Annotated in this window: 17 protein-coding genes; 7 read left to right on the forward strand and 10 right to left on the reverse strand. The window is 64.4% G+C overall.

Annotated elements, in window-relative coordinates:
- Window positions 1-78: 78 nt before the first annotated feature.
- The 4 genes from AB5I84_RS05115 to AB5I84_RS05130 all read right to left on the reverse strand — a co-directional run bounded on the left by AB5I84_RS05115 (window position 79) and on the right by AB5I84_RS05130 (window position 6,489).
- Complete coding sequence (locus AB5I84_RS05115) at window positions 79-1,131, reverse strand: patatin-like phospholipase family protein (protein WP_369454780.1); 1,053 nt, start codon at window positions 1,129-1,131, stop codon at window positions 79-81.
- Window positions 1,131-3,173, reverse strand: coding sequence for a methionine--tRNA ligase (gene metG / locus AB5I84_RS05120; RefSeq protein WP_369454781.1), 2,043 nt, complete (start codon window positions 3,171-3,173; stop codon window positions 1,131-1,133). Before metG ends, AB5I84_RS05115 begins: the two co-directional genes overlap by 1 nt.
- A 76-nt stretch (window positions 3,174-3,249) precedes the next feature.
- Entirely contained in the window at window positions 3,250-6,009 is a 2,760-nt protein-coding gene (locus tag AB5I84_RS05125; protein ID WP_369454782.1) for a hybrid sensor histidine kinase/response regulator family protein, read from the reverse strand.
- Window positions 6,010-6,171: 162 nt separating this feature from the next.
- Complete coding sequence (locus AB5I84_RS05130) at window positions 6,172-6,489, reverse strand: DUF2288 domain-containing protein (protein ID WP_369454783.1); 318 nt, start codon at window positions 6,487-6,489, stop codon at window positions 6,172-6,174.
- 142 nt (window positions 6,490-6,631) lie between these two features.
- Between AB5I84_RS05130 and AB5I84_RS05135 the strand changes: the two genes are divergently transcribed.
- Window positions 6,632-7,693 (forward strand): PA0069 family radical SAM protein, encoded by a 1,062-nt coding sequence (locus AB5I84_RS05135; RefSeq protein ID WP_369454784.1) that lies wholly within the window; start codon window positions 6,632-6,634, stop codon window positions 7,691-7,693.
- The gene (locus AB5I84_RS05140; RefSeq protein WP_369454785.1) at window positions 7,693-8,322 is read left to right on the forward strand and encodes an alpha/beta family hydrolase; all 630 of its coding nucleotides are present in this window, start codon (window positions 7,693-7,695) and stop codon (window positions 8,320-8,322) included. The genes AB5I84_RS05135 and AB5I84_RS05140 overlap by 1 nt, the downstream gene beginning before the upstream one ends.
- 130 nt (window positions 8,323-8,452) lie before the next feature.
- On the opposite strand, the gene AB5I84_RS05145 is transcribed toward AB5I84_RS05140, so the two are convergent.
- Together AB5I84_RS05145 and AB5I84_RS05150 are read right to left on the reverse strand one after the other, a co-directional pair.
- Entirely contained in the window at window positions 8,453-9,610 is a 1,158-nt protein-coding gene (locus AB5I84_RS05145; protein WP_369454786.1) for a GNAT family N-acetyltransferase/peptidase C39 family protein, read from the reverse strand.
- A complete protein-coding gene (locus AB5I84_RS05150) occupies window positions 9,607-10,734 on the reverse strand; it encodes a DUF2817 domain-containing protein (protein ID WP_369454787.1) in 1,128 nt (375 codons plus the stop codon). The genes AB5I84_RS05145 and AB5I84_RS05150 overlap by 4 nt, the downstream gene beginning before the upstream one ends.
- Before the next feature lie 165 nt (window positions 10,735-10,899).
- Here AB5I84_RS05150 and AB5I84_RS05155 point away from each other — a divergent pair, with 165 nt between their 5' ends.
- Genes AB5I84_RS05155 through AB5I84_RS05165 form a run of 3 tightly spaced genes read left to right on the forward strand, consistent with a single transcriptional unit; the run spans window position 10,900 to window position 12,653 of the window.
- On the forward strand, window positions 10,900-11,385 hold the full coding sequence (locus tag AB5I84_RS05155) for a hotdog fold domain-containing protein (RefSeq protein WP_369454788.1): 486 nt from the start codon (window positions 10,900-10,902) through the stop codon (window positions 11,383-11,385).
- A gap of 9 nt (window positions 11,386-11,394) precedes the next feature.
- Window positions 11,395-11,952 carry a YaeQ family protein gene (locus AB5I84_RS05160; protein ID WP_369454789.1) on the forward strand — a complete coding sequence of 186 codons (558 nt, stop codon included), beginning with the start codon at window positions 11,395-11,397 and terminating at the stop codon, window positions 11,950-11,952.
- The gene (locus AB5I84_RS05165) at window positions 11,949-12,653 is read left to right on the forward strand and encodes a pseudouridine synthase (protein WP_369454790.1); all 705 of its coding nucleotides are present in this window, start codon (window positions 11,949-11,951) and stop codon (window positions 12,651-12,653) included. Before AB5I84_RS05160 ends, AB5I84_RS05165 begins: the two co-directional genes overlap by 4 nt.
- Window positions 12,654-12,687: 34 nt before the next feature.
- Here AB5I84_RS05165 and AB5I84_RS05170 read toward each other — a convergent pair whose 3' ends face one another.
- The 3 genes from AB5I84_RS05170 to AB5I84_RS05180 are packed head-to-tail and all read right to left on the reverse strand — an operon-like array spanning window position 12,688 to window position 15,565.
- Window positions 12,688-13,635 carry a magnesium transporter CorA family protein gene (locus tag AB5I84_RS05170; protein WP_369454791.1) on the reverse strand — a complete coding sequence of 316 codons (948 nt, stop codon included), beginning with the start codon at window positions 13,633-13,635 and terminating at the stop codon, window positions 12,688-12,690.
- Window positions 13,636-13,683: 48 nt separating this feature from the next.
- Window positions 13,684-14,631, reverse strand: coding sequence for a magnesium transporter CorA family protein (locus AB5I84_RS05175; protein ID WP_369454792.1), 948 nt, complete (start codon window positions 14,629-14,631; stop codon window positions 13,684-13,686).
- Window positions 14,632-14,647: 16 nt separating this feature from the next.
- Window positions 14,648-15,565, reverse strand: a complete 918-nt coding sequence (locus AB5I84_RS05180; protein WP_369454793.1) for a magnesium transporter CorA family protein — start codon at window positions 15,563-15,565, stop codon at window positions 14,648-14,650.
- Window positions 15,566-15,862: 297 nt separating this feature from the next.
- Between AB5I84_RS05180 and AB5I84_RS05185 the strand changes: the two genes are divergently transcribed.
- Entirely contained in the window at window positions 15,863-16,603 is a 741-nt protein-coding gene (locus AB5I84_RS05185; protein WP_369454794.1) for an O-methyltransferase, read from the forward strand.
- A gap of 77 nt (window positions 16,604-16,680) precedes the next feature.
- On the opposite strand, the gene AB5I84_RS05190 is transcribed toward AB5I84_RS05185, so the two are convergent.
- On the reverse strand, window positions 16,681-18,618 hold the full coding sequence (locus tag AB5I84_RS05190) for a transglycosylase SLT domain-containing protein (protein WP_369454795.1): 1,938 nt from the start codon (window positions 18,616-18,618) through the stop codon (window positions 16,681-16,683).
- Between the two features lie 179 nt (window positions 18,619-18,797).
- Here AB5I84_RS05190 and AB5I84_RS05195 point away from each other — a divergent pair, with 179 nt between their 5' ends.
- Window positions 18,798-19,763 (forward strand): class I SAM-dependent methyltransferase, encoded by a 966-nt coding sequence (locus AB5I84_RS05195; RefSeq protein WP_369454796.1) that lies wholly within the window; start codon window positions 18,798-18,800, stop codon window positions 19,761-19,763.
- Window positions 19,764-19,765 lie beyond the last annotated feature (2 nt).

A 19,765-nucleotide genomic window follows, 5' to 3' on the forward strand; every position in this document is an offset into this window, starting at 1 on the left:
CTGGTCCGCCGATACTTATAATGGATTAGCGGTATCGACGTGATTGATTCTCTCTATAGTAACGTGAAAGTCAAAGCCTCACGCAATCAGTGCTGATAGATCGCCGTCCAGCAACCGCTGCAGATCTTCCACCAGCTGCTCGGAACGGGCCATGATCTCGCCCCATTCGCGAATACGCTGTGCGTCCGACAGGCGACTGAAGTCACGCCGGTCGGGAATACGGCCTTGCGGCAGGCTGGCCACCCACTGCGCGGACGGGCACAGCATCACCACATTGTCATAGTGGCGCGGATTCGGTTTGCGCCAGCGCAAGCTTTTGTCGAACCAGCCCGGCACCACTTGGCTGTAGAAGTGCGGATAGAGCACCAGACCGTCATCGCAAAACGGGATGTCGAAGTGGTAATCGGTGATGCCGCCGTCGTAGTACAAGCCCGGCGTGGCGCCGGGAATATCAGCGATACCGGCCAGCACCAACGGAATGGCGCCGGACGCCAACACGGCTGGCCGCAGGTTGTCCTCGTTCAAGGCCACCACCTGAGTGGGCAGGTCGTGAAGCTGGCGGAACGGGGCGCTGGCGCCAGGCGCTTCGAACAACGTGCGTTCGTAGAACGCTCCCAGACTGCGGCGGCTGACCGCGTTGGCGGTGGCGGTCATGAGTAGACCGGCCATCTGCGCAGCGCGATTGAGTGAGGCGTTGAGGCCCTTGGCGCGGCAGGCGATCAAGTTGAGCTTGATCACCGGGTTGTTGATCACCGCCGCCACCGCCTCGGCATCCGGCAGCACCACATCCAACAGGCCGTGGGTGTGGCGGGTGATGTCGTCAAAACTCATGCCCGGCGCATAGCAGATGTGCTGATAGCCCTCGGCAAATCGGCGCGAGGCCGCTGCCGGATCGCGCTGGGCAAAGCAGCTAAAGCGCCAGGCACCAGCCGAGCTGCCGATCAGGTGCAGCGGTGTTTGCCGGTCGGCAAAGAACTCGCCGAATAGGAACTCGTCGAGCCGCGCCATCGACAGCCACTTGGGACCGCCGCTGGCACCGACCATGACGCGGATGTCTTCCGCGCGCAGGCCGTTCTGCTCGATGTGGGCGCGGGCCTTGGCTCCGGCAATGACACGCAGTGCTGAGGCCATCAGCGCACTTCCATGCCCGGTTGGGCGCCGTCATCGGGGCTGAGCAGGAACAAGTCGCTGCCGCCCGGGCCGGCGGCCAGCACCATGCCTTCCGACAGGCCGAATTTCATCTTGCGCGGCGCTAGGTTGGCGACCATCACCGTCAACCGGCCGACCAGGTCTTCCGGTGCGTATTTGGCCTTGATGCCGGCGAACACGTTGCGGGTGTGCGGCTCGCCCACGTCCAGCGTCAGTCGAAGCAGCTTGTCGGCGCCTTCCACCGCTTCGGCGTTAACGATGCGCGCCACCCGCAGCTGCACCTTGAGGAAGTCGTCGATGCTGATGTGTTGGTCAGCCTCATCTGTGTCTGGCTGTGCTGACTTTGGCGCTTGCTCCGCGGCGGCGGCCGCCTCCGGGACGTCCTCGCGGGAGGCTGCCAGCAGCGCGTCGATTTGCTTGCTGTCGATGCGCGCCATCATGTTGCTGAAGCGCTCAATGGCATGATCGCCGAGCAGGGTGTTGGCGTCGGCCCACGTCAGCGGCGCGATATTGAGGAAGGCTTCGGCTTTCTGCGCCAGCGCCGGCAGCACCGGCTTCAGGTACAGCGCCAGCAGGCGGAACAGGTTGAGCGCGGTGGAGCAGACCGCCAGCACCTGCTGTTCAGCGCCATCCTGCTTGGCCAGTGACCAGGGCGCCTGGTCTTGGATGTACTGGTTGGCCTTGTCGGCCAGCGCCATGATGTCGCGGATCGCCTTGCCGAATTCGCCTTGCTCGTAGTGGTCAGCGATACGGGCTGCCGCTGCTTGCAGTTCTGCTACCAACTCTGGTTGGTGCAGGTCGGCGGTCAGGCGACCACCAAATTTATGCACAAAGTTGCCGGTGCGGCTGGCAATGTTGACCACCTTGCCGACCAGATCTGCGTTGACGCGCTGGACGAAGTCATCAAGGTTGAGATCGAAATCTTCCACGCCCTTGCTGAGTTTGGCTGCGAAGTAGTAGCGCAGGTATTCCGGGTCCAGGTGGTTCAGGTAAGTGCTGGCCTTGATGAAAGTGCCGCGCGACTTGGACATTTTGGCACCGTTGACGGTGACGAATCCGTGCACATGCAGGCGAGTGGGCATGCGGAAGCCGGCACCGTGCAGCATCGCCGGCCAGAACAGGCCGTGGAAGTTGACGATGTCCTTACCGATGAAGTGGTGCAATTCCACCTGGCTGCCAGCCGCCCAGAACTGTTCGAAGTCGAGGCCGTGCTGGTCGGCGTAGTGTTTGAAGCTGGCCATGTAGCCGATCGGCGCATCCATCCACACATAGAAGTACTTGTTTGGCCAGCCGGGGATCTGGAAGCCGAAGTAGGGCGCTTCGCGGCTGATGTCCCACGGCTGTAGCCCAGCATCGATCCACTCGCGCAGCTTGTTGGCCACGCTCTCGTGCACCGCGCCGCTGGCCAGCCAATCGCTGAGCAGTTGCTCAAAGCGTGGCAGGTCGAAGAACAGCTGGGTGTTCTGCTTCTGCACCGGCGCCGCGCCGCTGACGGTGGAGTAGGGGTCTTTCAGCTCTGACGGCAGGTAGGTGGCGCCGCACACTTCACAGTTGTCGCCGTTTTGGTTTTCCGCCTGACACTTGGGACAGGTGCCGCGCACGAACCGGTCGGCCAGAAACATGCCCTTGACCGGATCGTAGAGCTGGGAAATCTCTTTTTGCAGGATGTAGCCGGCCTGCTCCAAGCGCGTGAACACGGTTTCCGACAGCTCGCGGTTCTCGTCGCTGTGGGTGCTGTAGTAGTTGTCGTACTCGATCAAAAACCCGGCGAAATCGCGCTCGTGGTCGGCCTTCACTGCCGTGATCAACGCTTCCGGGGTGATGCCCTGTTCTTCTGCCTTGAGCATGATGGCGGCGCCATGGGCGTCGTCGGCGCACAGGTACAGACAGTGTTCGCCCCGCATCTTCTGGAACCGCACCCAAATATCCGTCTGGATATGCTCCAACATGTGACCGAGATGAATCGGACCATTGGCGTAGGGCAGGGCGCTGGTGACCAGCAAAGTACGGGGAGATTGAGCCATGAAGAGGATATTCCGACAGCAGTGGATGGGGCGCTCATGATACGCACCCGGCATGTTTTTTTCACGCCACGGGCGGTCAGCGCGCCGCGGATGCCGCGCGTTGCAGTGCGCCCAGCACCTGGTCGTGGGACACCGGCTTGCCAAGATAGTCGTCCATGCCAACTTCGCGGGCGCGCTGCACATGGGTAGAGGAAATGCGCGTGCCCAGCGCCACCAGCCACGCGCGCGGCAGGCCGTGTTGCTGCTCTGCTTCACGTCGCAGCTGCGCCAGTTGGCCGTTCTGCAGGGCGGCATGGTCGGTGTCGAGGAACACCACATCCCATTCGGCTTGGTCACTGCTGAGCAGCGCCGCCGCGTCGTCTGCTTGGCCGCACAAGGTCGCGCGCAGACCAGCGGTCTTGAGGATCGCATCCAGTACCAGCTGGTTGACCGGGTTCGGTTCCACCACCAATACCCGGCGGGTGCTGTCACGGCGTTGCGGCGCATCGCTGGCCGGCGACTCGGTGGTGCTGCGGTGCAGCAAGTGCTGCAGGCACTGGCGCAGCGCCAACGCCCGCAGCGGGGTTTCGATCACTTCGGTGCCTTCGCTGTCTGGCGGCGCCAGCTCAACGCCGGCCGGCTGCGCCAGCACCATCGCCCGCGGGCGCAGCGCCAGCGGAATATTGGCCAGCTGATCGTGGAAGCAGGGGTCGAGCAATAGCGCGTCCGGAGCCGTGCGCTGCAGCAGATCGCGGGCGTCGTCCAGCGTGGCGCATTCGCTGACCACCATGCCCCAACGGCTGGCCATCTGACTGACCGACAGCGTCAGCAGCGGGTCGGGGCTGGCCACCAACAGCGAGGCGCCGAACAGCCCTTGGCCCTGCCAGCGACCGGGCGCTTCCTGGGCGCGCACGGTGAACCAGAAGGTGGCGCCGCGTCCGGGGGCACTGTTGATGCCGAGCTCGCCGCCCATCAGTTGCACCAGTTGGCGACTGATCGGGAGCCCCAGTCCGGTGCCGTTGCCACGCCGGCGTTCGCTGGTCGGCAGTACGCTGCCGTCTTGGCCGAGCAGGCGTCGCTGTTGGCTGGTATCAAGGCCGTCGCCGGTATCGGTGATTTCCACCATGACCTGACAGCGGCCGGTAGCATCAGGCGGCTGCTGCAGGCTGACATGCAGCGACACATGGCCGCTGGCGGTCCACTTGAAGGCGTTGCTGAGCAGGTTGGTAATCACTTGCTTGAAGCGCACCGGGTCCAGCCGTAGGCGGTCCGGCACGCGGCTGTCGAGGAAGGTGTGCAGCGGCAATTGTTTGCCCGTCGCCAGCAGCGCGAATTGGCTAACACACTCATCTAGCAAGCTTTCCATCGACACTTCCATCTCTTCCAGCCCGAGCTGGCCGGTTTCGATTTGCGAGTAGTCGAGGATGTCGTTCAGCACCGTGACCAGTGATTGCAGCGAGTGTTCGATGCTGTGCAAGTATTGCCGCTGACTCTCGCTGGGATCACTGCGGCGCAGCAGCTCGGTCATGCGCAGTGCACCGTTGACCGGGGTGCGCACCTGGTGGGTCATGGTGGCGAGGAATTCGCTTTTGGCCTGGTTCAGAGAACTCGCCTGCAGTGCTTCGCGGCGGGCGCTTTCCTGCGCGGCTTGGGATTTAGCGCGTTGGGTTTCCAACCGCCGGATGCGGCCGGCCAACACCGGTGCCATCAGCAGCAAGTTACTGACCAGCGCCAGCTCCAGCAGATAACGGCTGGCGCCGCTATCCGGCAACACCCCGCCCATGCGCAGTGCCAACACCGTGGTGCCCAGCGCCGGCGCCAGCCACGCCAGCGTCAGCACCGCGCCATCGGCCAATCCGCGCCGCGCCGCCACCAGCAGACACAGCAGCGCCACCAGATTGAACAGCAGCAGCAGCGCAAATTGCAGCGGCAGCACCCAGCGCAGCGGCAGGAACAGCGCCGCCAGTAGCAGCATGACACCGCTGCCGCACAGCAGCGCGAGGCCGCGTTGGCCGGCCGGCCACAGGCGCCGCAGGTCGAGGAAGTGCGGCAAGAACAGCGTCGGTAGCATCACCAACAGCGGCAGCAGCGTCACCAGCAACCACAGGCTCAGCTGCGGCACCTGCGGCCACAGCCATTGTTGCGGATAGCCTTGCAAGACCGCCACCAGCGTGCCGGCGGCCAGCGTCCACAGGCTGTAGTAGAGATAGCTGCGCTCCCGCAGCGCCCAACCCAGCACCGCGTTGTAGAGGCCCAGCAACAGCACCGCACCAAGCAGCAGGCTGTGCAGCAACAGTGTGCGCTGGCGGCCGGGGTCGGCCACGCCGCGCGGATGCAGTGACAGCGGCAGCGCCAGGCCGGCTTCGCTGTCTGCGCGCAGCAGCAGTTGTACGGTGGCCGGCTGCGCCGGGATCAGAAAGCTCGGTAGCCCGGCGCCGGGATGGGCGAGCCCGGCCTGCTGGTGGGCAAGCTGCCGTCCGCTAGCGTCGCGCAGGTAGAGGTCCAGGTGCTGCAGCAGGGCGTTGTCCACTTTCAGGGTCAGCGCTTGCGGCGGGCTGCGGGTCAGTGTCAGTTGCAGCCAGCACTGCTGGTCGGTGAAGCCGGCATTAAGCCCACTGCGGGGCAGTGGCTGCCAGTGGGTGTCATCGTATTGGCTGAGCAGGGTGTCTGGGGCGAGGGCGGCGCCGGCGGGCAGGCACAGCTGGCGGGCGGCGGCGTGCAGCGCTGCCGGGCTGACGGCACTGTCCACCGACAGCGGTAGCGGCAGGTCGGCACGGGCGGCCAGGCCGGTGCATGCAATCACCAGCCACAGCATCAGTCGCGCCAGATGGCGGCAGAGCGATCCCCGAGTGGTCATGGACGCGTGGCGTCTCCTCGTCACAATTCCCTGTGGAGCAGGTGGTGGTCGGCTTGAGCTAGGCGGCGTGCCCGGCAAGCTCCGTGCGGCACCGTGCCTAGGGCCTTCTTCTGAGCCGCCATGCTAACCCCTTGGTAGGGGCGGAACAATGAACGCTTTGGGTCAGTGGGTCGGCGCGCCAGCGCTGTCGGTCTGCTCTTGCACCAGCACCCAAGGTCGCACCACCACCGCCCACAGGCTGCTGTTGGCGTCGGCGAAGCGCAGCGCATCGGCGTCGCTGACGTGGGCCAGCTGGCCCTGCTCCAGCCAGGCTGCCACTGGGTCGCGGCGGTCCTCGGCAATCGCCACTGCCACCGTGATCAGGTCCAGTTCCGGGCCGACCCGCAACAACACGCCACGGGCGAAGAAGCCTTCCAGCGCAGACCATTCGATGCGGGCGGTTTCCAGGTTCAGGGTGTCGGCAAGGCTGACGTCGGTCATCGGGGCGCTCCGGGCGGGACAGTGGCGGGGGGCGGCAAGTATAAGCAGCCGCCCGGCCGCTGCCAAAGCCGCGCCGGGCGGTTGAATTTGGGCAACAGTTTTGGTCCAATCACTGGCCAAACAGCCAGTGGTGAGTCAGCCCATGAGCCGAGGACGCGGCAGCCTCAGCAATCTGCCGGGACGTTTCCTGCGAACCGAGACCCTGTTCGAGGACGGTGAATGCGGCGTTGGCGGGCAACAAAGTGGCCAAGTGGACGCCCGCGCGCGGCCCACTCACTACCACGGCGAGCAGTGCAAGAGCCTGATTGTTTCCAACCGATCCCCTGATCTGCCGTTCCAGCGCAGCATCAATCCCTATCGCGGCTGCGAGCACGGCTGCATCTACTGCTATGCGCGGCCTACTCATAGCTATTTGGAGTTGTCGCCCGGGCTCGATTTCGAGACTGAGATTTTCTGCAAAGACAATGCCGCGGCGGTGCTGCGCGCACAGCTGGAGCAACCCGGTTACCGCTGCGAGGTGCTGGCACTGGGCACTGCCACTGACCCCTATCAGCCGATCGAACGCCGACGCAAACTCACCCGTCAGTTATTGGCGCTGTGCTTGGAACTGCGCCAGCCGGTGATGCTGATTACCAAGAGCAACCTGGTGCTGCGTGATCTCGACCTGTTGGCGCCGATGGCCGCTGAAGGGTTGGTGACGGTGGCGGTGTCGGTGACCACCCTCGACAACCGCATCAAGAGCCGGCTGGAGCCGCGCGCCACCGCCGGCAGCAAGCGGCTGGAGGCGATCGGCGGGCTCAGCGCCGCGGGGGTGCCGGTGTCGCTGCTGTATGCCCCGGTGATTCCGTTCATTAATGATCACGAGCTGGAAGCGATTGTGGCGGCGGCGGCCGATGCCGGTGCCGGCAGCGGCCATTACGTGATGTTGCGGCTGCCGCATGAGGTCAATCCGCTGTGGCAGCAATGGCTGGCGGCGCACTATCCCGACCGCGCTGGCAAGGTGATGGCGGTGCTGCGCGATCTCGGTGATGGGCGCGAATACCAAAGCGACTTCTTCCGCCGCCAACGCGGTCAGGGGCCGTGGGCGGCGTTGATCGCTCAGCGCTTCGGACTGGCGTTGAAGCGCCACGGTTTGACCGACGAACGGGTGCCGCTGCGCACCGATTTGTTCGTGGGCGCCAATCGCCAATGGAGCCTGTTCTGATGGCTGAATTGCTTTGGACTCACCCCCGCGGCAAGGCGGTGGGGCAGCTGCTGCTGGCGCATGGTGCCGGCGCGCCGATGGACAGTGCCTTCATGGAGCAATTGACGCTGGCGTTGGCCGCGTCCGGCGTGGCGGTGGCGCGGTTCGAGTTTGATTACATGGCCGCGCGCCGCGTTGGCGGCGCCAAACGACCTCCCGAGCGGGCTGACAAACTGCTGGCGCAGTTTCAGGCGGCGCTGGCGCACATGCCGGCCGGGCCGGTCTGGATTGGCGGTAAATCTATGGGCGGGCGTATGGCCACGCTGCTGGCCGCTGCGGCGCCGCCACGGCTGGCCGGGGTGCTGTGTTATGGCTACCCGTTTCATCCGCTGGGCAAGCCAGAGGTGCTGCGCACCGAGCACTTAGGCACGTTGCCGGTGCCGTTGTTGATCTGCCAAGGCGAGCGCGACCCGTTCGGCACCCGTGAGCAGGTGGCGGATTACGAGCTGCCAGCGTCGGTGGAGTTGCGGTGGTTGCCGGATGGCGACCATGACCTCAAACCGCGCAAGGCCAGCGGTCACACGCATGAAGGCAACATCAGTGCGGCGGCGCAGGCCAGTGCGACCTGGATGGCGGCGTCGGTGCGCTGAAGCGTTGCCGGTTGGCGCTGGCTCCGGTTTTGGCGACCGTAAAGCCGACGGCAGGCGGCGCACCCCAGCGCCCGATCGCATCGCACTCTAGGGCATCAGTCGGAATGGCACCGTCCGATGCGGCCCGCCGTTAGCTGCTTTTATCAGCGTTTCCGGGGGTGCTGCGCACCCGCCGCCGGCGCCAGCCTTTCGGGCCGATCAGCACAGCGGTGCGCAACCGGTCGCGGCCGAAACGGGCCATGCGATCGAAGTCTGCCCGTGCCACCGGCAGGTACTGGCAATCGAGTTCGGTCTGGATGCCTTGTTCTGGATCGGAGTCATGCAGGTAAAGGAAATTGTCGTCGTAGGCGGACAGCACTACCCAGTGCGGCGCCCGGCGGCCGTCCATCTGCCAAGTGGAAATCAGGATGATCGGCACCGCGCCGTTCTGGTAGGCATCCGTCAGCAGGGGCTGGGTCACTTCGCGGTAATGCACCGGGATGCGCTGCTCGCGCGCTTGATGCACGAAATCTTTGTGCACCAGCTCGATCACGTGTTTCTTCTCATCGTTGCGCACGCTGTCGATAAACAGTGGCTCGCGCCGACTGATCCACACTTCCGCATCAAACCCGCGCGCCACCGCCGCCAGCGCCAGCCCGAGCGGATGGCAGCCGCCGTGGCCAGAGGTCATGAAGATGGTGGTGGATTCGCGCCACAGTCGCAGTTCCTCACGGCGTGAGGGTTTACGCGCCGGCTCCAGCGCCTGCATGGCCATCATCAGCGAGGCCGGGCCGCAGGTGAACTCGGTGGTTTGCCGGTACCAGGGAATCGGCCGCTGCCACAGTCGCGCATCAAAATGGCGAATCTGCTTCTGGTAGCGAATCGCGTCTTGGTGGTCTTCGTAGTAGTTGCGGTACTCGCCAAAGCGTTGGTAATTGAGGCTTTCGTAGAGCTGGATCGCGGCGGGGTTGTCCTTGCGCACTTCCAAGCGCAGATAAATGCGGTCGGCGGCCAGCGCGGCCTGTTCGGCGGCGTTCATCAGCTTGCGGCCCAGTCCGAGGCCGCGTGCTTCGCTGCTGACCGCAATCGAATACAGCCGTGCCAGTGAGGTGCCACGGTGCAGGATCACCAGTGCATAGCCGAGCAGCGCGCCGTGCTGCAGCGCCACGATCAAGGCCGAATGGGGTGTGGTGATCCAGCGCCGCAGGCTGCGGCGGCTGAGGCGGTCGGAGTCGAAGGTGCGGGTTTCCAGCGCGTGCAGGGCGTCCAAGTCGTCAAGCGTGGCGGGCCGCAATTGCAGGTCGTTCATGGCGTCTCCGTCTGGCCGCTGAGGCCGTCCAGCGCCAGCTGGGTCACTTGCCGGGTGCGGAACAGCGCCAATTGCTGCCATTGCCGGGTTTGCGGATAGAAATGTGCGCGCAGCGCCAGTTTCACCGGGTGGGTCAGTAGCGCCGGCGTCAGCGGCGCGGCGCGGTGCAGGCGGTGATCGGCCAATATCACCTCGAACAGTTGCGCGGTGCTGAAGGTGCCGAATTCCAGGGTCACGAAACAGCTGCCGGGAGGCATCAGCGCCTGCCAGTAGAAATCCAGCAGGCCGGTTTTCGGCACCGAAGACGAACTGCCGTCCTCGGCGCGGGTCACCGCATCGCCGTACCAGGCCAGGGCGGTGGCCAGCCCGGCGCTGCCGCCCGGATGGTCGCAAATGATTTCGCCATAGCCATAGGCGCCGAGGCCGGTGTGTAGGTCGATCACTGCCAGCCGGCGGCGGCTGAGCTGGTAGCGCTCCACCAGCTGGTCCAGCATCGAGCGCGCGGTGCTGGCGCGTCGGCCGCCATGGAACGGGCCCTGCGGATCGGTGTACTGACCGCCGCTAATGGCGATCTGGTAGGCGGCATCGCCGTGGCACTGGCGATAGCGGGCCAGTACTTGTCCACGCAGGCTGTCCGAGCGCGACAGTAACGCATTGCGCAGCGCTTCATAGCCGGGGTTGTCCGGCAGCGCCCGACCGAAGTCGATGAAGTTGCGGTTGAGATCAATCCCGTCCTGGTCGCAGCGGCGCAGCCAAGCGGCGCCCCACGGGTTGAGCAGATGCACGAACAATACCGCGCTGCCCGCCGCCAGCGTTTGCGCGCCGCTGTTGAGTCGCGCCAGTAGATCGCACTGCAGCGCCGAGCCGGCCAACCCTTCGACGCCGTGGGTGCCGGACAACATCACCAGCACCTGTTCAGCGTCGGCGGGTCCCCACCACAGGCTATGACTGGCCAGCGGCTGCTGATCCGGGCCGGCGGCGGGAATCGGCCAAGTGTGCAGCGCCGACTGCGGGCCACAGAGCGACAGGAAACGGGCAGTGGCGGTGGCTTGGTCGGGCTGGAAGTGGAGCAGTGCCTCAGGTTCGATCACGGCGATGGGTCGCAGCGGGTGGATGGAATCCATCTAGCCTACTGGCGCCGCTGGCTGCGGGGAAAGAGGGCGCCACACATTTATTTATTGGCGCGGCCATTGATTTGCCGGTGGAACCGACCGGCGCTGCGCGGATGCGTAGCGGTGGCGGCCGCTGGAGGTCACAATGCGCGCCCTCACTGATGCAAGGAGAGGCCCATGAGCCCGCGTCCCAACAAGATCCTGCAGCAATATCAAAAGCTGGCGAAGCTGCCCGGCGGTAAGCGCCTGTTCAGCGCCGTGGTGTGCCGTAAGGCGCCCTACTTCAGCACCGCCAGCCCGCAGCTGCTGGAGCTGCGCGCCAATTACTGCCAGGCCAAGCTGAAGAAGCGCCGGGCGGTGGAAAACCACATCGGCACTGTGCACGTGATCGCGGTGTGCAACGTACTGGAATTCGCCATGGGCGTGCTCGCAGAGGCCTCGATTCCGTCTCATCTGCGTTGGATTCCGAAGGGCATGGATGTGCGCTACACCGCCAAGGCTGATTCCGATCTCGTGATTGAAGCGGTAGTCGACGACGGCGCCTGGGACAACGGCCCGGAGCTGCAGGTGAAGGTCAACGCCAAACGGGCCGATGGCACCGTGGTGGTGGAAGGTGTGATCCATCTGTGGGTCACCGAAAAACCTGCCAAACACACTGCCTGAGGATCGCCCGTGGCCCTGAGTTCCACCATCCACCATGCCACCTTGGATTTGTCTGATGTGGACCGCGACTGTTATCGCAGCGAGCGCCTGACGCTGGCGCTGCACCCCTCGGAAACGCCGGAACGCATGGTGGCGCGGCTGCTGACCTGGTGCCTGCACCAAGGCGATGTAGCGGAAGCGCTGGAGTTCAGTGCCGGGCTGTCGACACCGAATGAGCCGGATCTGCGCGCCTGTTCGCTGCAGGATCGGGTCACCCACTGGATCGACATGGGTGAGCCGGATGCGGACCGCGTGCGCCGCGCCTGCCTGCGGGCTGACCGGGTCACAGTGGTGGCCTATGGCCGCTCCTGGCAGCAGTGGTGGAAGCGTCACGAGCGTGACCTGCTCAAGCATGGCCGCGCGGCGGTGGAAGTGTTGCCGTGGGACGCTCTAGTGCGCCTGGCGGATAACCTGCCACGCAGCTTCAACTGGCAGGTCACTGTCAGCGACGGCAGCCTTTATGTGGTCGATCATCGCCAGCAGATGGAAACCTTGATTCCGGAGCGCTTGAAGGAGCGCGCTGGGTGACGCCGGCTCTCATCGCTGAGCACCCGGATTGGTTGGCGCTGCACAAGCCGGCCGGGGTCAGTATGCACAGCGAAGATGGCGCCGGGCTGGTGGTGCAATACCAGCATTGGCACGGCGCACCGCTGTGGCCAGTGCACCGGCTTGATCGTGATACGTCCGGTGTGCTGCTGATGGCCCGCTCGGCAGCGGCAGCGGCCACGTTTGGGCAGCTATTTCAGCAGCGCCGGGTGGAGAAGTTCTACCTCGGGCTGTCGGCCCAGCGCCCGCACCGAAAGATGGGCGTGGTGGCCGGTGACATGACCAGCGGCCGCAACGGTAACCAGCGCTTGTTGCACACCTTGGAGCGTCCGGCAGTGACCAGTTTTCTGTCGGCCGCCGGTGGTCGCGGTGGGCGCTTGCTGCTGATGCGGCCGTGGACTGGACGCACTCACCAGTTGCGGGTGGCGATGAAAGCAGAAGGTGCTCCACTGCGGGGTGATCGCCGTTATGGCGGCGCAGCGGCCGAGCACCTGTGTTTGCATGCGTGGGGGGTGCGGTTTGCGTGGCAGGGTCAGTGGCACCAGTTGCAGGCGCCACTGCCGGCTTCGCCGTGGTATGACGATGTGGTGGTGCAGCAACAGTGCCGCCAGTGGTGGCCGCCGTTCGCGCTGACCATGCCGCGTCCAGCAGACACGTTGCTGCGGCGCATCGGCAGCCAGTGAGCCGGAGCGGGCGCCAGCGCGCCCGCCCCAGTTGTCACAGGTAACGCTTCTTGCGGAACAGGTAAATTGCCGCGGCGCTGCTACCCACCATCAACGCGATCAGCGCACTGAAGGCGTGGTCCGCTTCCTGAAACGGCAGCGGTACGTTCATGCCGTAGATGCTGGCGATCAGGGTCGGAATCGACAGCACAATGGTGGCAGCGGTGAGCAATTTGACCACGTGGCTGATGTTGTTTTGGATCACGTTGCCGTAAGCATCCATCACGTTGTTCAGGTTCAGCTGGATGATTTCAGTAGCAGCTTGTACCTGCTCCAGTTCCACCATCATCTGCCCAAACAGCCGCTCACCAGCATCGCTGACACCGAGTTGCCCCGGCACCTCGGCGCGGCGTAGCACCTGCACCATTTTCTTCAACGACGTGGCCAGGTAGAGCAGGCTCTCGTTCAGGTACAACAGGGTATACAGCTCCTCATTACGGTAAGAGCGCGACAGCTCGTCCTCAGTGGTGGCGATGTGCTGCTCGATGACACTGCTTTGGTCAGCGAATTCGCGGGCGATGCGCTTGAGCAGCGTCAGCGCCAGAACGTCCAGTGACGCCTCCGGTGCGCTGCTGACCAATGCTGTTAGGGCGTCACCTTGGGCCCAGCTGCCGGCTCGGCAAACAGTGATCAATTGAGTGGGGGTAATGACCAGCCCGAGCGCAACGGTGCGGTATTTCACGTCTTGATCGAGCTGCTTCACGGCCGGGTCGTCACAGGGCACATGGACGACCAGCAGCGTGCTGTGGCCATCGCGCTCGATGCGTGGCCGCTCGTCACGGTCGAGGGCGCTGCCGAGCAGGCGTGGCGCAATGCCAGTGTCAGCGGCCAGCTCGGCAAAGCTGTTGCCGTCGGCGGCAACGCTGTAGCACCAGCCGTGGGGTTTGAGTTGCGTGGCGCGGTAACGGTCCGCCGGAGCGGTCAAGCTGTAGACGTTGATCATGTTGCAAGTCTCCTTGCTAAAGGGAGTCGGAAGGCGCTTGAGGCACCGTTACAGACGCAGGTATTTTTTCTTGTACAGCAACGCCATCAGCGCAGCGCTGACCAGCACCATGCCGACACCGATGACAATGGTGGAAATCCATTCTTCCTCGTAAGGCAACGCCACGTTCATTGAGAACACGCTGCCGACCATGGTCGGAATCACCAGCAGAATGGCCAACGTGGTGAGCAGCTTGAGCACGCCGTTGAGGTTGTTGTGGATGATCGCCGCGTAGGCATCCATCAGGTTGCTGAGCCCCTCGCGGCGAATTTCGGTGATCTCGGCGGATTGCTCCAGATCCACCAGAATTTCCGCCATGCGGGTGCGATCGGCCGGATCAATCGCCAGGTCGTGCCCGGCCATGATGCGCTTGTAGAGAATGGTCATGGCGCTGAGTGCGGTAGAGAAAAACACTAAGCTCTTGTTCAGATTGATCAGCGCGAACAGTTCCTGGTTGTGGTACGCCACCCGCAGCTTGCGTTGCAGGCCGCTGATCTGCTGGTTGATCTCCAGCAGGCTGCGGTCATAGGACTGCGCCACGGCGCGGAACAGCTGCAGCATGAAACGGGTTTGCAGGGCGCCCGGCGTCAGCGCGCCGCTATCCAGCAGCTGGTCCAGCAACGGCAGGGCAATGCGTGATACCACCAGCGTATGCTGTGGCGTCAGGATCAGTCCCAGCGGATGGGTGCGGTAGGGCACGGTGCCGGGGCCGCCATCGGCGTCGCCGGCAGTGGGCGCATTGAGCACCATCAACACATTGTCGTGGTGGTGCTCAATGCGTGGCCGTTCGTTGCGGTCCAGCGAATCGGTCAGGAAGGTGGCCGGCAGGCGCAGCAGGTCCGCCGTGCGCTGGATTTCTTCCGGGCTTGGATTGATCAGATAGACCAAACCGTGGGTGTGCAACGTGTCAGTGGCCGCCAGCCGGCCGTCGGTATTGGCGCTGTAGAAAGTCAGCATGGAATCTCCCTCCCGGTCAGAGGATGTTGCGTTTCTTGAAGGCGACGATGGCGCCGACACCCAGTACCGCTGCGATTACCGCGATTAACGGCAGCGACCACGGCTGCTCCTGGATCGGTAGCGGTGTGTTCATGCCGTACAGCGCCGCCAGCCCCATCGGGATGGCGGCCAGCACCACGTAGATCGACAAGTACTGCACCAAGATGCTGATGTTGTTTTCCACCGCCGCAGAATAAGCGTCCATCAAGTTGCACAAATTGATGTTGTGGATACGCACCTGCGCCAACACCTGTTCGGTTTCCACCAGTGCGTCGCGCAAGCGCAACGTGGCGGCGGCATCGCTCATCAGTTGCGGGTGGTCAAGCAGTTGCCGTAGCACCGCCAGGTTGGCGTTCAGGCCGCTGGCAAAGCCCACCAGGCTCTTGTTGTTGTGCAGCAGTTTGAAGATCTGCCGGTTATGCAGGGCGTCCTGCAGTGCCAGCTCGTCGCGTTCGATCCATTGGCACACCGCCTGGGCGGCATCCTGGAACGCATCGGCACCTTGTTGCAGCAGGCGACACAGCAGCGCCGCCGGCGAGTGGCTGCCTTCGCTGACCGGCGCAGCCAGCGCCGGCAGGTTGCGGCTGCAGATCGCCACCACCGCGGTTGGCGTCGCCAAGATGCCCACTGGCACGACATCGAATGGCACCTTGGCGCCTTCGTCACTGGGACAAGGCAGGTGGCTGAGCACCCACAGCGTGTCGCCGTGACTGTGTACTCGTGCGCGGGCGCCAGGGTCGAGGGCCGTAGCCAGCATCGCCGCATCAATAGCGTGGTTGCTGGCCAATTGCTGCAGACGTTCGCGGCTGGGGTTGATGAGCGAGATCCAGGGCCCTGACAGTGGCGAAGGCACTGCGCGGGCGGACTGGGAACCAGAGAGGGGAAGTAAAGACATCGATAGATCCTCCTTGCCGTCCTGTGACGTTGGGTGAGGATTGACTCGAGCCCGTGGTACGGGTCGCCGTATTAGGGGTGAAACATCGCAGGGTTGTCACACGCCATGCGTGACCACGGCAGCGGTCAGCGCGGGGCCATCATAGGAACGTCATGTTGCAGTTATGTGACGTGATCGCTGGTGGGGTTACCAAATCGTGAGAGAGCCGCCATGTTGGGCGTCATCCAGCTGTCGTGCACCAGCCTTCGGCAACAGTGCTACCATGGCGCGCTTTGACGTTAGCGGGTGAGGGCGGCGATGGCAGTGGTATGGCAGGCGGGGCGTGCCGGAGTGAACTATGAAGTGCGGCGCCACGGCGGTGTGCTGCGGTTGTACGCCAACGGTGTGCAGCATTCTGAATTCCATCCCACCCGTTTGGTAACGGGCAGCGTCTGGGACCTGCTGTGGCTGCCGGCGCTGCTGGTGGACCCGTCACGCTTGCAGCGGGTGCTGGTACTCGGCCTTGGCGGCGGCAGCCTAGTGCCACCACTGCGTGAAATCGTGGACCCGCAGGAAATCCACGCGGTGGAGCTGGACCCGTTGCATCTGGAAGTAGCAGTGGAACAGTTCGGCGTCAGTGAATACGGCGTCACCACCGAGTGCGCCGATGCCGTGGACTTCGTGCAGCACTACGAAGGCCCGTGTTTCGACCTGGTGGTGGAAGACCTGTTCGCACCCGCCAACACGGCAGTGACGCGGGCAGTGTCGGCCAATAAACGCTGGCTGACGCAGCTGTCGAGCCTCGTCAGCAGTCGCGGTGTGCTGGTGATGAACTTCGGTGACTGGAAGGAATTTCAACGCAGCGACGCCGCGCAGAAACCAAAAGGTTGGAGCAGCGGTTTCCGCTTGGCGACACCGGATTGCCACAATGCAGTGATTGCCTGGACTCGGCAGCCGTCCAGCTCCAATACCCTGCGTCGGGCGCTACAGGGCCATCCACGACTGGCGGAAGCGTTGCGCACCGGCGATCTGGATTACAGTATTCGGCAATTATTCTAAGGCCGTTTATGGCGCCGTGATTTTCATATTTCACCCATAAAAAGCCCCGCACTGCGGGGCTTTTTATGGTCTTTGGTTCAGCGCGCGGCATCGGTGTTGAGCTGCGCCAAATCGTAGCCCGGATGTTGCTCCGGCCGTGTTACCAGCGCCACCTGGCGCGGGTTCTGGCCGTCGAGCATTTCAAACAGCACGCGATAGGTCAGCACCGCCTGCACGTATTCGCGGGTTTCGTAGAACGGGATCGACTCCACCCATACGTCATAGGGCAGTGATTGGTTCGCCAGCCATTCATCCACCCGGCGCGGGCCGGCGTTGTAGGCCGCCAGTGCCAGCAGGCGATTGCCTTGGTAGCGCTTGAGCAGGTCACTCAAGTAGGTGCTGCCATAGCGAATGCTGAGCGCCGGTTCGTACAGTTTCTGGTTGCTGGGCGCGGTTTCCGATAGCCAGCCGGCCACCTGTTTCGCGGTACCGGGCATTAACTGCATCAAGCCACGGGCACCGGCCGGCGAGGTGGCGTGGGTGTGGAAGCTGCTCTCCCGTCGCGCCACTGCCATCAGCAGGTAGGGGTCGACTTTTTCCTGGCGGCCGATGCGTTGGAAGTCATCGCGATAGGCACGCGGGAACCGCCACTCCAGCGCATTGTGCTCACCGGACTGAATCGCGGCATCCACTGCTAACGCCGGCCAGCCTCGTTGCAGCGCCACGCTGGCAAGGGTCGCGCGTTGTTCCGGGGTGGAGCGGCGCAGTAGGTTGCCCCATTCGGCGCGTGCCAACGGGTGCTCGTCGATCTGCTGCAGCATGTCGACGCGGTACAAAGCCGGTTCGTCGCCGAGGGTGTCGGCGGCAGCCGTGGCAGGGGTGTGGTTGTTGAGCGCGTAGGGCTGCTTCAGCCGGTCGGCCGCAGCGTAGCCCCAGAAGCTGCGTTGGGCGGCGGCTTGGCGCAGGGCGGTGATGCCGACGTCGTTCTGGCCTTGGGCCTGGGCCGCGCGACCTTGCCAGTACTGCCAACGGGCGCTGCCACGCTGGTCAGCCGGTAGTTGGGCGATCCAGTGGCTGACACCGGGCCAGTCTTGCTCAATCACGGCTCGGCGCGCGCGCTGGCCGACCAAGTCTGGGTCGCCATCTTGCTCGGCCACATGATCGGCCCAGCCGCGCAATTCTTTCAGGTCACGGATCACCGCGTACCAAGCGATCTTGCGTCGAGCGGCAGCCCAGGCATTGGCATCCACTTGCAGCGCGTCGGCATCCAGTTGCTCAAGCAGCGCACGGGCAGCGGGGGTGTCACGCTGCGCCACCCGTTCCAGCGCCACGCGCACAATGCGGCTGCGGTCGGCTGGATCGAAGCCGTCCAGCGTGCTGGCCACCGCTTGTGGGCGGGCCAGCGCCTGCAGCAGTTGGTCGCCGAGCGGGCGCTTGTCGTCGCTCAGCTGGCGCTGCAAATAGGTGACCATGTTGGTGTTGCCCTGCTCATAGGCGAGCAGCATGCGTTCCAGCACCAGCGTGTCGTCGAGCGCGCCGGCGGCACGGGCGGCGGCAAACAGCGGGTCGCAGGCCGCTGGGCGCGAACCGCCGGACAGCCACAGGGTGCCGATTTGGTCATAGGCCAGCTGCGGTTGCGCGTCATGCACTGCGCGCCAGTAGTAGCAGGCGTTTTCCGGCGTCGCCGGCGGGCTGCTGCGCAATGCGCGCACGGCGGCCCAATTGCCTTGCTGGCCATAACGGTTGAGCGCCAGTCCTTCCATGCTGTTCGCCAACGGCAGCGTGGCGTAGCGCTGAAGGTACTCCTGCACCTGTGTTACCGGCACGTTCGGCAGTGCATGGCGCAGGCGCTGGTAATCCAGGTAGCCGCGCATCGGGTCATCGGCTGGCACTTGCGCCAGCGCATCGAATTGGCGGTCCCGCGCCTGCGCCAGCCGCTGTTTGAACAGCGCGGCATCGGTGTCGCTGGGAGCCGGGGCGGCCAGTGCCGGAACACTGACGACGGTGGCCAAGGCCAACAAAAGAGGCTGCAACATCAAGGGTTTCATGGTGGCAGGGAACCACTCCAGACGCAGTCAACGGGGGCTTCCAGTCTAGGCAGGGGAACCTGGACAAACTGTAAAACCTGCTTTCACAGTGTTGTTGCGGAGCGCCACCGGCGCGGCCTCAAACCCGCTATACTGCGCTCCCTTTTTACAGTGCTATGAGTACCAGCATGGAAAACACCACCCGCTTGCTGTGGCGCCAGGAATCCGATCTGGCCGGGCGCCATCTGTTCATTGCTGACGCCGATGATGGCGCCCTGGCTCAGTTGCCGGCAGCGTCGGTGACGCTGCACAGCGACCTGGTCACGGTGGCGGGTACGCAGTGCAGCCCATGGCCGGTGGTGCCCGCCGAGGCTGATCTGCTGGTCATCATCCTGCCGAAATCCCGGGAGCGGCTGGATTGGCTGCTGGCGGCGCTCGGCCATGGGCTGACGCAAACCACGGAATGCTGGCTGGTGGGGCCGGGCAAAGGCGGTATCCGCGGCGCGCTGAAGCAGTTCGCAGCGGTGGCCGGTGAGCCGGAGGCGCTCGACAGCGCCCGCCACTGCAAGCTCTACCGGGGCTGGTTGACGCCGCAAACTGGTGACTTCGATCCGCAGCCACTGCTGCGTCGATTCCAGGCCGGCGAGCTGGCGCTGGTGAGCGCGCCGGGGGTGTTCAGCCACGGCCGTCTGGATGACGGCACTGCGCTGTTGCTGGAGGCACTGGCCGAACAACCGCCCAGCGGGGCGGTGCTCGATATGGGCTGTGGCGCGGGTGTGTTGAGTGTAACGCTGGCTCGCGCCGGTGCCCGTGTTACCGCGTGCGATGCCAGCCAGGTGGCGGTGTGGAGCACCCAGCAATCGTTGGCGGCCAATGGTTTGCAGGGCGAGGTGTTGCACAGCGACCTGTACCGGGCGGTATCGGGCCAGTTCGATGCCATCGTCACCAACCCGCCGTTCCATGACGGTCTCGAGCGCACCACTGCGGTGACCCAGCGGTTGATCGCAGATGCACGGCGTCATCTGCGACCGGGCGGCGTGTTATGGATGGTGGCTAACCGCGGGCTGGCTTATGAGCAGTGGCTGTCGGCGGCGTTCGCCAATGTGGCCGTGATGCGCGAGAACAATCGCTTCCGCGTCTGGCGTTGCCAGTAAAC

The organism is Alcanivorax sp. REN37 (genome assembly GCF_041102775.1).
GTDB lineage: Bacteria > Pseudomonadota > Gammaproteobacteria > Pseudomonadales > Alcanivoracaceae > Isoalcanivorax > Isoalcanivorax beigongshangi.

What these genes read in the sequence shown, in the direction of transcription:
- AB5I84_RS05115 (WP_369454780.1), bottom strand. Translation starts at nt 1,131, where the DNA reads ATGGCCTCAGCACTGCGTGTCATTGCCGGAGCCAAGGCCCGCGCCCAC.
- metG (WP_369454781.1), bottom strand. Translation starts at nt 3,173, where the DNA reads ATGGCTCAATCTCCCCGTACTTTGCTGGTCACCAGCGCCCTGCCCTAC.
- AB5I84_RS05125 (WP_369454782.1), bottom strand. Translation starts at nt 6,009, where the DNA reads ATGACCACTCGGGGATCGCTCTGCCGCCATCTGGCGCGACTGATGCTG.
- AB5I84_RS05130 (WP_369454783.1), bottom strand. Translation starts at nt 6,489, where the DNA reads ATGACCGACGTCAGCCTTGCCGACACCCTGAACCTGGAAACCGCCCGC.
- AB5I84_RS05135 (WP_369454784.1), top strand. Translation starts at nt 6,632, where the DNA reads ATGAGCCGAGGACGCGGCAGCCTCAGCAATCTGCCGGGACGTTTCCTG.
- AB5I84_RS05140 (WP_369454785.1), top strand. Translation starts at nt 7,693, where the DNA reads ATGGCTGAATTGCTTTGGACTCACCCCCGCGGCAAGGCGGTGGGGCAG.
- AB5I84_RS05145 (WP_369454786.1), bottom strand. Translation starts at nt 9,610, where the DNA reads ATGAACGACCTGCAATTGCGGCCCGCCACGCTTGACGACTTGGACGCC.
- AB5I84_RS05150 (WP_369454787.1), bottom strand. Translation starts at nt 10,734, where the DNA reads ATGGATTCCATCCACCCGCTGCGACCCATCGCCGTGATCGAACCTGAG.
- AB5I84_RS05155 (WP_369454788.1), top strand. Translation starts at nt 10,900, where the DNA reads ATGAGCCCGCGTCCCAACAAGATCCTGCAGCAATATCAAAAGCTGGCG.
- AB5I84_RS05170 (WP_369454791.1), bottom strand. Translation starts at nt 13,635, where the DNA reads ATGATCAACGTCTACAGCTTGACCGCTCCGGCGGACCGTTACCGCGCC.
- AB5I84_RS05175 (WP_369454792.1), bottom strand. Translation starts at nt 14,631, where the DNA reads ATGCTGACTTTCTACAGCGCCAATACCGACGGCCGGCTGGCGGCCACT.
- AB5I84_RS05180 (WP_369454793.1), bottom strand. Translation starts at nt 15,565, where the DNA reads ATGTCTTTACTTCCCCTCTCTGGTTCCCAGTCCGCCCGCGCAGTGCCT.
- AB5I84_RS05185 (WP_369454794.1), top strand. Translation starts at nt 15,863, where the DNA reads ATGGCAGTGGTATGGCAGGCGGGGCGTGCCGGAGTGAACTATGAAGTG.
- AB5I84_RS05190 (WP_369454795.1), bottom strand. Translation starts at nt 18,618, where the DNA reads ATGTTGCAGCCTCTTTTGTTGGCCTTGGCCACCGTCGTCAGTGTTCCG.
- AB5I84_RS05195 (WP_369454796.1), top strand. Translation starts at nt 18,798, where the DNA reads ATGGAAAACACCACCCGCTTGCTGTGGCGCCAGGAATCCGATCTGGCC.